Genomic DNA, 12,112 nt, shown 5'->3' with positions numbered 1-12,112 from the left:
GCCGGACAAAATGCCCGAACGCGTGAACTGTTCCCCGGCGCCGAAGGGCCGGGTTGAAATCGGCTCGCGACGCGTGCAAACAAGCCGCTACGCAGCCAGATATATGCATTGGGGAAAAATTGTGACCGTCGTGAAACTGCCAACAGAATGCGAGACCAAAGAAGACGTTCGCGCCGAGATCGACCGGATCGACCATGCTTTGCTGACCCTGTTTGCGGAACGCCACGGCTATGTAACCCGGATGGCCGAGATCAAGACCGATCCGCACGAGGCCTATGATCCGGCCCGGATCGAGGCCATCATTTCCAAGGTACGGTCGCGCAGTTTGGACCTTGATCTGGACGAAGATCAGGCCGAACTTATGTGGCGCACCCTGATCAATTGGAACATCAATTACGAGAAGGGTATCATCGCCGCGCGCAAGCGCGCCAAGTAGGAGGCTACGATGCCCGGCATTCGGTTACGCAAGGCGGAAATCACGGATGCCCCCCGACTGGCCGATATTGCCTATCGCGCCTGGGAGACCGGCATACTTCCTATTCTCACCAGCCGTCCTGGACTGCGAGAGGCCGAGCGCAAGCGGTTATCGCATGCCGTTGGGGCCGGCTGGCGACATACCATCGTGGCCGAGATTGACGGGGTGGTCGTCGGCTGGTGCTCACGCATCCAGGGGCGCAGCTATATCCCGTACCTCTTCGTCGTCCCGGAAATGCAGGGCCACAGGATCGGGGCCATGCTGCTCGAGCGCATGGAAATGATGCTCGAACTGCAGGGTGCGGAGCGCGTGCACCTGGAAACGCCGGCCGACCATGTGCGGGCCGTGCGCTTTTACGAACGCCAGGGCTATCGCATCCTGGCGCTTCGGCCCGATGGTCGGGAGGGGCATGATCCGTTTGTCAGCGTGCATATGGAAAAGCGGCTGCGGCCCTTTGACGGCGAGATAGGCGACGAGTGACGCTGCCGGGCTTTCTGATCGAATTGGGGCGTGCCGACCTTGCCGACGCCAGCGGATCGGTTGGCTTTGCCGCCTGGGCGGAGAGCGCCTTCGGCGCCAATGACGCGGGTCGGGTGGATCGTGAAAAATTGCGCAGCGAGTTCGTGCTGTTCTGCCGCGAGAAGCCCGAGACGATGTTGGTCGCCAGCTCCAATGCCGGCATACTGGGCTGGGGTGCGCGTGAGGAGATGGACAATGTCATCTCTGACCTTTGGGTCGCGCCGCATGCACAGGGACAAGGCATCGGAGCGGCCTTGCTAGACGCGCTGGAAGACGCTATCGCCAAGCAGGGCTTCGATTTTGCCGAACTCGAAACCTTTGCCGGCAATGCCGGTGCGGTACGCTTCTACGAACGCCGGGGCTATGAGGCCATCTGGCGGGGCGTGAAGTTTTCCGCCAGCCTGAATTATGAACTGGACAAGGTCCGCTTTCGCAAGGCTTTGCGAGTAGCGGCATAGGACTGCCCGAAACATGACCCTCGTTGATACCCGCACCCCTGACAAGAAGCGCCTGATCTCCGGTTCCACCGGGGATTGGGAAGTGATCATCGGCATGGAAGTGCACGCCCAGGTGACTTCCGAGAGCAAGCTGTTCTCGGGTTCGTCGACGGCCTTCGGCAATCCGCCCAATGCCAATGTGAGCTTCGTGGATGCGGCCATGCCCGGCATGCTGCCGACCATCAACGAGGAATGTGTGCGCCAGGCTGTGCGCACCGGCCTCGGACTCAAGGCCAAGATCAACAAGCGCTCGGTTTTCGACCGCAAGAACTATTTTTATCCTGACTTGCCGCAGGGCTATCAGATCAGCCAGTTCAAGGATCCGATCGTGGGCGAGGGCAAGGTTCTGCTCGACGTCGATGGCGAGCAGATCGAGATCGGCATCGAGCGTCTCCATCTGGAGCAGGACGCCGGCAAGTCGATCCACGACCAGCATCCGAACATGAGCTTTGTCGATCTCAACCGGTCGGGCGTGGCGCTGATGGAAATCGTCTCCAAGCCAGACCTACGCTCGTCTGAAGAGGCAAAGGCGTATCTCTCCAAGCTGCGCACCATCCTGCGTTATCTGGGCACCTGCGACGGCAATATGGAGCAGGGTTCCATGCGCGCCGACGTCAACGTCTCGGTGCGCCGTCCGGGTGGCGAATTCGGCACGCGCTGCGAAATCAAGAACGTCAATTCGATCCGCTTTGCGGGCCAGGCCATTGAGTACGAAGCGCGCCGCCAGATCGACATTCTGGAAGATGGCGGCTCCATCGATCAGGAAACGCGCCTGTTCGACCCCAAGAACGGGGAAACCCGCTCCATGCGCTCCAAGGAAGAAGCGCATGACTACCGTTATTTCCCGGATCCGGACCTGCTGCCGCTCGAGTTCGACGATGCGTTCATTGCCGAACTGGGCCAGAACCTGCCGGAGCTGCCGGACGAGAAGCAGGCCCGTTTCATCGCCGACTACGGTGTGACCGCATATGACGCGATGGTGCTGACCCTCGACCGCGAAACGGCCGACTACTATGAGGCCTGCGTTGCCCATGGTGGCGTCAAGCGCGACGGCAAGGCCGTGGCGAACATTCTCAATGCCGACGTTGCCGCCTTTGCCAACAGCCAGGGTCTGGCGGTTTGGGAGACCCACCTGCAGCCGGCGCAGATTGCCGGGCTGGTCGATCTCATTGCCAGCGGGACGATTTCATCCAAGGGCGGCAAGGATGTGCTGCAGATTCTCATCGCCGTAGAGCCCGAGGGCGACCCGGCGGAGATCGTCGAACGCCGTGGCCTCAAGCAGGTGACCGACCTTGGCGCGATCGAGAAGATCGTTGACGAGATCATCGCGGCCAATCCGGACCAGGTGGAAAAGGTCAAGGCCAAGCCGACCATGATCGGCTGGTTCGTCGGGCAGGCGATGAAGGCCTCGGGTGGCAAGGCCAACCCCCAGGCGCTCAACGAGCTGATGAAAACAAAGCTCGGGATTGAATAGAGACAGGAAAAAGGGGCCTTACGGCCCCTTTTTCATTTGTCTTCGCCATCACGGCGTCGGGTCATTCTCCGGATCGACTGGCCGATCAGGATCGACCGGCAATTTCTGTTCGTCCCTCAGCGTCGTGCTGTGCGGGTTGTCGGTGTCCTCGGTCGGCGCATAGAGCGGCATGGGCGGCACGCCGTCATGATGGATTTCGCGGTTTTCCGGGCGACGTTCGAAGTGGTCTCGCATCTAGACCTCCCGTAGAGGTGAATCTGGCATGGGAGTGACCGGCGGTTCTTCGACCGGCTGATCGGGAGGCGGAACCTCGGATGGCCGCGGCGGAAACGGGTCGACCGGCTGCGGCTGGGGCGGCTCGGGCTGCGGCACGATCTCAGGGATCGGACGGGGATCGATATCTGGTCTTTGGGGGTCAGCCATGGTCACTCTCCTGCTGGCCAACGAGGCCGGGGCTGGAGAGTTCCATCACGCCAGGGGAACAGACGCCCTAGGTGGTCGCCTGGCGGTGCCAGATCTGGCGGATGCGGCCATCGATGAACAGCAGGCCGAAGAAGATCACGATCATGCCCAGAAGCTGGATCGGCAGGATGGATTCCCCGAGAACGGTGACGCCGATGATGAGCGCCGAAATGGGGGCGATGAAGGTCGTGGTCGCGAAGTTGGTCGGGCCGACGCGCGGCAGGATGCGGTACATGATCTGGAAGGTGAAGGCGGTCGAGAGCAGTCCAATGGCCAGGGCCGCGGCCCAGGTGGTCGGCTGGGTCATGACGGGTACGCCTTCGGTGAAAAACGCCACCGGGATGGCGATGACGGCTGCGCCAGTCAGCGCAATGGAGGCGAAGGCCGTCGGTTCGACATGTTTGAAGCTGCGCGTGATGTTGAGTGTCAGCGCGTAGCAGATCGTGGCGCCAAGACAGGCGGCAACGGCCCAGAGCTGGCTGGTGCCGCCAGCGGCCAGGGCCGGGGACACAAGGATAGCTGCCCCCACAAACCCGATACCCACGCCGGTAAACTTGGTCGCCGTGCCCTTTTCTCCGCCGATCCAGAAATGGGAGATGACCGCGGTTACCATGGGTGTGAGAGCATTGATGATGGCCGCGATGCCGCTGGCCAGGTGCGCCTGGGCGAGCGGGAAGAGGGCGAAGGGTATGGCATAGGCAATGACGCCGAGACCGGCCAGCTGCAACCACAGGATCGGGTCCCTTGGTATTGGTTTGCGCAGCGCGACCATGACCGCCCAGCAGCCGAGGGCGCCAATGCCGACGCGCAGCGACGTTACCCAGAGCGGTCCGAGCTCGCGGATCAGGATTGCATTGAAAACGAAGGAACAGCCCCAGATGGCGCCGAGAAGGATGATCCAGAACCAGTCGCGCAGACTCATAGCCAAATACCTTGATGAAAGGCCGGCACGCTACGCCTGACCAGAACAAAGGTCGAACCGATTTTTACGATGAGGATCATCAATTGTTGTGATGGCCCCCGCGAATGGCCGCGGCGACAGATGGTCCGGTGAAACGGGATTCCGCCTTTAGAAGTGCACCGCGCCGCTTGCAAGGAGGCGAAGGGCTTCAGGATAGATGCGGTGCTCTTCAACGAGCACGCGGGCCGAAAGGATTTCCGGCGTGTCGCCCGGGAGGACCGGGACGCGGGCCTGGAGGATGACCGGCCCCTCGTCGAGGCCGGGCGTGACGAAATGCACGGAGCAGCCGTGTTGGGTCGCGCCATCGGCCAGGACGCGCTCGTGGGTGTCGAGCCCCTTGTAGTCGGGCAGGAGCGAGGGGTGGATGTTGATCATCCGGCCCATCCAGTGATTGACGAAGTCCTCGCCCAGGATGCGCATGAACCCGGCCAGGCAGACATAGTCCACCTCCCAGCTTTCGAGCACCTGGGTCATGGTGTCTTCGAACATTTCGCGGCTGGGAAACTTGCTCTGGGCGAGCGATGCCGTCGCAATGCCGTTGGCGGCGGCAGTCTGGAGACCCGCCGCTGCGGCCCTGTTGGACAACACGCCGACAATCTCGGCCGGAAAATCGGGCGCCTTGGCGGCCTCGATCAGCGCGGCCATGTTGGAACCGCGGCCGGAGATCAGGACGGCAACGCGCTTCTTCTTCACAGTGCCAGCTTGCCCTTGAAGGTCACGGGCTCACCAGACCGCTCGGTGAGTTGGCCGACAATGGCGGCGATCTCACCAGAGGCTGAGAGGCTGGCGACCAGCTTTTCGGCGTCTTCTGGGGCCACAGCGACCAGCATGCCGACGCCGCAGTTGAAGGTGCGCAGCATTTCGCGCTCACTCATGCCGCCGACCTTGGAGAGCCAGCCGAAGACGTCCGGAACAGTGACGGCGTCGAGGTCGACGTCTGCGGCCAGGTCGTCCGGCAGGACGCGCGGGATATTGTCGATGAAGCCGCCGCCAGTGATGTGGGCCAGCGCCTTGATGCCCAGGCCCTCGCGCAGGGCAGCGAGCAGGGGCTTTACATAGATGCGAGTCGGCTCGAGCAGGGCCTCGGCGAGGGTCTTCCCCTCGGCAAAGGGAGCAGGGGCGTCCCAGGCGAGACCGGAGAGGTCGACAATCTTGCGGACCAGCGAATAGCCGTTGGAATGCACGCCCGAGGAGGCAATGGCTACAAGCGTGTCGCCAGCGGCAATATCCTTGCGCGGCAAGAGATCGCTGCGCTCGGCAGCGCCGACGGCAAAGCCCGCCAGGTCGTAGTCATTGCCTTGATACATGCCGGGCATTTCAGCGGTCTCGCCGCCGATCAGCGCGCAGCCGGCAATACGGCAGCCATGGGCAATGCCTTCTACGATTGCCGTGCCCTGGGCGACGTCGAGCTTGCCGGTGGCAAAGTAGTCGAGGAAGAAGAGCGGCTCGGCGCCCTGGACCACGAGATCATTGACACACATGGCAACGAGGTCCTGGCCGATGGTGTCGTGCTTGCCGGTGTCGATGGCGATCTTGAGCTTGGTGCCGACACCGTCATTGGCGGCGACGAGGACCGGATCGACGAAGCCCGCGGCCTTGAGGTCAAACAGACCGCCGAAGCCGCCAATCTCGCCATCCGCGCCCGGACGACGGGTGGACCGTACTGCCGGCTTGATGGCTTCAACCAGGGCATTGCCGGCGTCGATGTCGACACCAGCCTGCTTGTACGAGAGACCGTTTGGTGGCAGGTTTTGCGTGTCGGACATGTGCCTCAAGCCAATGCTGGGGATTGCGGGCGCAAATGGCTGCGCACGAACCGGGTTGGTTGAATTTTTCGGTGTTTGCCGTTAGACGGCCTGATAGCTTTTCGATTACCTAGACGCAAGGGCTGCCCGGCTTCATGGCTCTCAGAAATCAAGTGTTCATCTGGATCGGGCTGCTGCTCGCACTGATCCTGTTCCTGTGGGTCTTCCGCAGCATTCTTCTGCCCTTCGTGGTGGGGGCGGCACTTGCCTATCTGCTCAACCCGCTGGTCAACCAATTGCAGCGTTGGCATTTTTCGCGGCTGTGGGCGACGATAGTGGTGCTGCTCAGCGTGCTGATCATTGTGTCGAGCCTGTTTTACATGCTGGTTCCGCTTATCCAGTATCAGGTAGTCGAGCTGATCCAGCGCTTCCCTGTATATTTTGCGGACCTGCAGGAACTGGTGGCAACCTGGTCACCGGAAATCAACGCCTGGCTCGGGCCTGAGCGCGCGGCGGAAGTGCAGGCCAGTCTTGCCGATGTGGCCCGGCAATTCATGGGCTTCCTCGCGCAACTGCCCGCCGAACTGGTCAGCATTGGCCTTACCGGCGCCTCGGTGGTGGGCTTCATTGTGCTGGCGCCGTTCGTGGCCTTTTACTTGCTGCTGGACTGGGAAGGCATGGTGCGGGGCATTGATGACCTGTTGCCACAGCAGCACAAGGAAGAGATCAAGGGGGTCCTTGGCGACGTCAACCAGTCCATGGCCGGCGTTATCAGGGGGCAGGGCGGCGTGCTGCTGCTCGACGCAGTGTTTTACGCCACGGCCCTGAGCCTTGTCGGCCTCAACTACGGTCTCGCCATCGGCTTGCTGGCCGGCCTGATGAGCTTCATCCCCTTCGTGGGTTTCCTTGTCGGCTTCGTGCTGTCGGTCGGCGTTGCCCTGGTGCAGTACGCTCCCAACTGGTGGATGGTCGCTCTCATCGCCGGCATCTACCTGTTCTGGCAGGTGATCGAGGGCAACATCCTCTATCCCAAGTTTGTCGGCTCCTCGATCAACATCAATCCGGTGTGGATGATGTTTGCTCTGCTGGCTCTCGGCGCAGTTTTTGGTTTTGTCGGCCTGTTGCTCGCCGTGCCCATGGCCGCCATCGCCTCGGTCCTGATTCGATACGGCGTGCGCAAATACAAGGAAAGCACGCTCTATCTCGGAGCGAAGGCGCAGGGTGATGATGCCGCACAGTGACAGTGGTCCGCGGCAATTGCCGCTGGACTTCGAGCATACGCCCTCGCATGCGGAAGGCGACTTCCTGATCGGCGAGGGCAATACGCTGGCATATGCGCGCGTTCTGGCCTGGCCGCATTGGCCGGACGGGGTGACCATGCTGATCGGTCCTGCTGCAGCCGGAAAGTCGCATCTGGCGCGCATTTTCGCTGACCGCGCCCATGCGATAGTGGCCACACCCGAGACCATCGGCGCAATTGCCGCCGTGGTGGATGCCCGCGCTGTCGTCGTCGAAGACGTCGACCGGCTCGACTATGACGAGCACGCGCTGTTTCACCTGCTCAACCAGGCCATGCGAGGCGAACGCACTGTACTGCTCAGTGCGCGGGAAGATGTTGCACACTGGCCGCTGCAGACCGATGATGTCCGCTCGCGCGTGCGGCGTGCTCCAGTTTTCCGGCTGGAGGCCAGCGACGACATCGAGTTGTCACAGATGTTCGTAAAACTGTTCGGGGATCGGCAAATCAGGATCGATCCCAAGGTCATAGGCTTTGTAGTGCCGCGTATGGAGCGCAGTCCGGAAGAGGCTGCCGCGCTTGTTGACCTGATGGACAGGCTGGCCCTCGCCAAAGGGACGGCCATCACCCGAACGATTGCATCAGAGGCTCTGGCGCTCCGGGAGGCGGAGCACGCCCGTGATCGCCAAAAAGAGTGGGACGACTAGCGATGAACGACATCAGCGAATTTGCCGAGACCGAAGGGGCGGTTCCCGACGTGGAAGCGCTGCGCAGCAGCCCGGCCCGTTTCGTCAATCGCGAGGTCAGCTGGCTGCAGTTCAACATGCGCGTGCTGGAAGAGGCAGGCAACGAGGCCCACCCGCTGCTCGAGCGCCTGCGTTTCGTGTCCATCTCGGCCAATAACCTCGATGAATTCTATATGGTGCGTGTGGCCGGCATCAAAGGCCAGATACGCGCCGGGCTCTCCAAGCAGAGCGCCGATGGCCTTTCTCCAGCCGAACAGCTGGAGGAGATCGCGACGCTTGCCCAGCACCTGCAGCTCGAGCAGCAGGATCACTGGAAGGACCTGCGCGATGAACTGTTCGCGCAGAATGTTGTCATCCACGAGGAAGACGACCTGACCAGCGAGCAGGTGGCGTATCTGCAGAAGCTGTTCCGCGAGGAAATCTTCCCGGTGCTGACGCCGATCGCGGTCGATCCGGCGCATCCATTTCCGTTCATTCCCAATCTGGGTCTGGCGCTGGCCTTCGAACTGAAGCGCCCCAATTCGGACCAGCCGCTGACGGCCCTGGTGCGCATTCCCGGCAATCTCGACCGTTTCATCAACCTGCCAAGCGCCCTCGTTTCGGAGGGACGGTCTGAGGTCGTGACCATCGACACGCTGGTCAAGCTCTTCTTCCATAAAATGTTTCCCGGCCATGAAGTGGTCGGCTCCGGCGCCTTCCGCATCATTCGAGACAGCGAAATCGAAATCGACGACGAAGCAGCCGACCTGGTTGTGGAATTCGAGAGTGCCCTGCGCCAGCGTCGCCGGGGGCAGGTGATCCGTCTCGAGATCGAGCGTTCGATGCCCCGCGCGCTCAAGCGCCAGATCGGCGAGCAGCTGGGCGTCAAGGAAGGCGACGTCTTCGAGGTGCACGGCTTCCTCGGCCTCGCCGATGCGCGCAAGATTTGTGACGTCGACCGGCCGGACCTCAAGTTCAAGCCGTATCATGCCCGGTTCCCCGAGCGCATTCGCGACTATAATGGCGACGGCTTTGCCGCCATTCGCGCCAAGGACATCCTGGTCCACCACCCGTTCGAGAGCTTTGACGTTGTCGCCCAGTTCCTGATGCAGGCGGCGCGCGATCCGGACGTGGTTGCCATCAAGCAGACGCTCTATCGCACTTCATCGGACAGCCCCATCGTCAAGGCTCTGGTCATGGCGGCCGAGGCGGGCAAGTCGGTGACCTGTCTTGTCGAGCTCAAGGCCCGGTTTGACGAAGAGGCCAATATCCGCTGGGCCCGTGACCTTGAGCGCGCCGGCGCGCAGGTGGTGTTCGGCTTCGTGGAGCTCAAGACCCACGCCAAGCTCAGCCAGGTGGTGCGGCGCGAAAAGGGCAAGTTGGTGAGCTATTGCCATATCGGCACCGGCAATTATCACCCGATCACCGCCAAGATCTACACTGACCTGAGCTATTTCACGATCGACCCGTCGATCACGCGCGACGTCGCGCGCGTCTTCAACTTCATCACCGGCTATGCGCGGCCTACAGAGCTGGAGACGATCGCCGTGTCGCCGGTCAACTTGCGCCAGACACTGGTGGACAATATTGCGCGCGAGATCGAGCTTGCGAGCAGCGGCCAGCCTGCCTCGATCCTGCTCAAGATGAATTCTTTGGTCGATCCGCAGGTGATCGACGCGCTCTACGATGCCAGCCAGGCGGGTGTTAAGGTCGATCTCATAGTGCGCGGCATCTGCTGCCTGAGGCCCGGCATTCCAGGGTTCTCGGACAATATCCGGGTCAAGTCGGTGGTCGGGCGTTTCCTCGAACACAGCCGCATCTACTGCTTTGGCAATGGCGAGGCGATGCCGTCCCCGCGGGCAAAGGTCTATATTTCGTCGGCAGATCTCATGGGGCGGAACCTCGATGGCCGCGTCGAGGTTATGGTGCCAATCCTGAACCAGACTGTGCACAAGCAGATCCTGGACAGAATTCTTGTTGCTTACCTCAAGGACAACCAACAGAGCTGGGAAGTGCTTCCCGATGGTAGCTCGCATCGTGTAAAGGTCATCGAGGGCGAAGAACCCTTCAATGCCCATGATTACTTCATGACCAATCCGTCCCTGTCGGGTCGCGGCAGCGCAGGCATGACGGAGAGCGACGAGGCTTGAGTTTGACACAGTTCTGGGGCGTCGATGCCGATCCAACCGCGCAGGGGCGCATCAAGGGCGCCCGGCCGGTTGCTGTCCTCGACATTGGCTCGAACTCGGTGCGTCTCGTCGTCTATGAACGGCATGCGCGCGCCCTGACGCCCCTCTACAACGAGAAGTCTGCATGCGCCCTCGGTCGTGGCATTGCCCAGACGGGCCGGCTGGCCGACGGCAATATGTCCAAGGCCATCGAGGCAATGAAGCGCTTCGCGCTGGTCGCGCGCATGATGCGGGTCGGAAAGATCTATATCCTGGCCACGTCGGCAGTGCGGGATGCGGCCAACCGGGCAGAATTCGTCGCCGCTGTTGAAGCGGTCATGGAAGCGCCCGTTCGTGTGCTGAGCGGTCAGGAAGAGGCTCACTATGCTGCGCTTGGCGTCGTCGCCGGCATTCCGGGTTTTTCCGGCGTCGTCGGTGACCTGGGTGGTGGCAGTCTCGAATTGTCCGACATGGCCAATGGTCGCGACACCAATGGCGAGAGTTTCGAGCTGGGCGTGATCCGCCTGCAGGACGATGCCGATGGCTCGCCCAAGAAGGCCGCTGCTCTGGTTCGACAGCGACTGGCGAGTTCAATCATTGCTGGCGATGAGCAGGGCGCGCAGTTTGCTGCCATTGGCGGCACGTGGCGCTCGCTGGCAAAGCTGCATCAGAGCCAGTTCGACTATCCACTGCATATGGTGCAGGACTATGTGGTCGCCGCGGCAGACATGATCGCGTTTTGCGACGAGATCGTCGGCGCCGACTCCATCAAGACCTATCCCGGTTCGGGCAATGTCAGCAATTCGCGCCGTGAATTGGTCCCTTTTGGTGCGGCTGCATTGTCAGAAATCCTCAAGGTCGGACAGTTTGGGAGCGTCGTGTTTTCGGCGCTGGGCGTGCGCGAAGGCTATCTTTATGGCAAGCTCGACGAGCGGGAGCGCGAGATCGACCCGCTGATTCAGGGCGCCGAGGAGCTTTCAGTTCTGCGGTCGCGCTCGCCGGCCCATGCCAACGATCTCATCGAGTTTACAAGCCAGTATCTGCAAAGCGCCGGAGTCAACGAGTCTGCGGATGAGCGGCGGCTGCGCATCGTGTCGTGTCTGCTGGCCGATATCGGCTGGCGTTCGCATCCAGATTATCGCGGGCCGCAAAGCGTCGATTCCGTCGCCTATGGCTCGCTGACCGGTGTGGACCATCCCGGTCGGGCGTTTCTCGCGCAGGTCATTGCCGTGCGCTACGATGGGCTGAAAAGCAAATCGGCGCAGGCTTTGACGCCGCTTGGGTCGCCGGAGCTGACCGCCAGGGCGCGCCTTATCGGGTCACTGATGCGGGTGGCCTATCCAATGACAGCTGCCATGCCCGGCATCCTGCCGCGCACAAGTTTCAGCCTGGATGGCTCGACTCTCGTCCTCAACCTGCCAGCCGACTTCGCCTTTCTGAATGGCGATCACCTGCGTAACCGCCTCCGGCAGTTTGCCGAAGAGGCAGGCCATTCGGACTCACGCGTGGTGGTCGGTTAGGCCTATTCGGCGTCAGATATGGCTTCGACCATCGCGTCGACAGCAGCGTCCAGTGAATCCAACTCAGTGGTATAGATTTCCCACAAAGATCTGGCATCGCTTTTATGGTACGTATGCCTGAGGACATTCCCCAAATCAGCAACGTTCCTCCACGGAATTCCATGACCATAACGGTGCTTGAGTTCTTCGGGAACGTGCCGGGACGCCTCACTGGCGATCTCCAGCTAGCGCTCAAACGCAGCGCGTGTGTCGGGCTCGGCATACATCTGATCAAACGACTTGCCGTCTAATAATCGACGAATGTTGGAAATGGCTTCGTTAATGTCGTT

Annotated in this window: 13 protein-coding genes; 8 read left to right on the top strand and 5 right to left on the bottom strand. The window is 61.6% G+C overall.

Going from position 1 to position 12,112, the window contains the following annotated elements; translation table 11 throughout:
• The first annotated feature begins 10 nt into the window (after nt 1–10).
• The 4 genes from MQW79_RS02805 to gatB are packed head-to-tail and all read left to right on the top strand — an operon-like array spanning nt 11 to nt 2,965.
• Entirely contained in the window at nt 11–436 is a 426-nt protein-coding gene (locus tag MQW79_RS02805) for a chorismate mutase (RefSeq protein WP_476586698.1), read from the top strand.
• Between the two features lie 9 nt (nt 437–445).
• Complete coding sequence (locus tag MQW79_RS02800) at nt 446–955, top strand: N-acetyltransferase family protein (RefSeq protein ID WP_476586697.1); 510 nt, start codon at nt 446–448, stop codon at nt 953–955.
• Entirely contained in the window at nt 952–1,452 is a 501-nt protein-coding gene (locus MQW79_RS02795; protein WP_476586696.1) for a GNAT family N-acetyltransferase, read from the top strand. Before MQW79_RS02800 ends, MQW79_RS02795 begins: the two co-directional genes overlap by 4 nt.
• A gap of 13 nt (nt 1,453–1,465) precedes the next feature.
• Nucleotides 1,466–2,965 carry an Asp-tRNA(Asn)/Glu-tRNA(Gln) amidotransferase subunit GatB gene (gene gatB / locus MQW79_RS02790; RefSeq protein WP_476586695.1) on the top strand — a complete coding sequence of 500 codons (1,500 nt, stop codon included), beginning with the start codon at nt 1,466–1,468 and terminating at the stop codon, nt 2,963–2,965.
• Nucleotides 2,966–3,013: 48 nt separating this feature from the next.
• Here gatB and MQW79_RS02785 read toward each other — a convergent pair whose 3' ends face one another.
• From MQW79_RS02785 to purM, 4 genes are all read right to left on the bottom strand, one after another.
• Nucleotides 3,014–3,199 (bottom strand): hypothetical protein, encoded by a 186-nt coding sequence (locus tag MQW79_RS02785; protein ID WP_476586694.1) that lies wholly within the window; start codon nt 3,197–3,199, stop codon nt 3,014–3,016.
• A gap of 256 nt (nt 3,200–3,455) precedes the next feature.
• Nucleotides 3,456–4,349, bottom strand: a complete 894-nt coding sequence (locus tag MQW79_RS02780; RefSeq protein ID WP_476586693.1) for a DMT family transporter — start codon at nt 4,347–4,349, stop codon at nt 3,456–3,458.
• A gap of 147 nt (nt 4,350–4,496) precedes the next feature.
• Nucleotides 4,497–5,033: a phosphoribosylglycinamide formyltransferase gene (gene purN, locus MQW79_RS02775; protein ID WP_476588174.1), complete on the bottom strand. Its 537-nt coding sequence runs from the start codon at nt 5,031–5,033 to the stop codon at nt 4,497–4,499.
• Nucleotides 5,034–5,077: 44 nt separating this feature from the next.
• Nucleotides 5,078–6,154, bottom strand: coding sequence for a phosphoribosylformylglycinamidine cyclo-ligase (purM, locus tag MQW79_RS02770; RefSeq protein ID WP_476586692.1), 1,077 nt, complete (start codon nt 6,152–6,154; stop codon nt 5,078–5,080).
• Nucleotides 6,155–6,288: 134 nt separating this feature from the next.
• On the opposite strand from purM, the gene MQW79_RS02765 reads away from it, so the two are divergent.
• The 4 genes from MQW79_RS02765 to MQW79_RS02750 are packed head-to-tail and all read left to right on the top strand — an operon-like array spanning nt 6,289 to nt 11,783.
• Nucleotides 6,289–7,374 (top strand): AI-2E family transporter, encoded by a 1,086-nt coding sequence (locus MQW79_RS02765; protein ID WP_476586690.1) that lies wholly within the window; start codon nt 6,289–6,291, stop codon nt 7,372–7,374.
• Entirely contained in the window at nt 7,358–8,077 is a 720-nt protein-coding gene (locus tag MQW79_RS02760) for a P-loop NTPase family protein (protein ID WP_476586689.1), read from the top strand. Before MQW79_RS02765 ends, MQW79_RS02760 begins: the two co-directional genes overlap by 17 nt.
• Before the next feature lie 2 nt (nt 8,078–8,079).
• The gene (locus MQW79_RS02755; RefSeq protein ID WP_476586688.1) at nt 8,080–10,245 is read left to right on the top strand and encodes an RNA degradosome polyphosphate kinase; all 2,166 of its coding nucleotides are present in this window, start codon (nt 8,080–8,082) and stop codon (nt 10,243–10,245) included.
• Between the two features lie 2 nt (nt 10,246–10,247).
• A complete protein-coding gene (locus tag MQW79_RS02750) occupies nt 10,248–11,783 on the top strand; it encodes a Ppx/GppA phosphatase family protein (RefSeq protein WP_476586686.1) in 1,536 nt (511 codons plus the stop codon).
• A gap of 2 nt (nt 11,784–11,785) precedes the next feature.
• Here MQW79_RS02750 and MQW79_RS02745 read toward each other — a convergent pair whose 3' ends face one another.
• The gene (locus MQW79_RS02745; RefSeq protein WP_476588173.1) at nt 11,786–12,001 is read right to left on the bottom strand and encodes a HepT-like ribonuclease domain-containing protein; all 216 of its coding nucleotides are present in this window, start codon (nt 11,999–12,001) and stop codon (nt 11,786–11,788) included.
• Nucleotides 12,002–12,112: the final 111 nt, after the last annotated feature.

Source organism: Devosia sp. Micro-HW1 (genome assembly GCF_056341075.1).
Note: the sequence above shows the minus strand (reverse complement) of the source record. Positions and strands in the feature narration are given on the sequence as shown.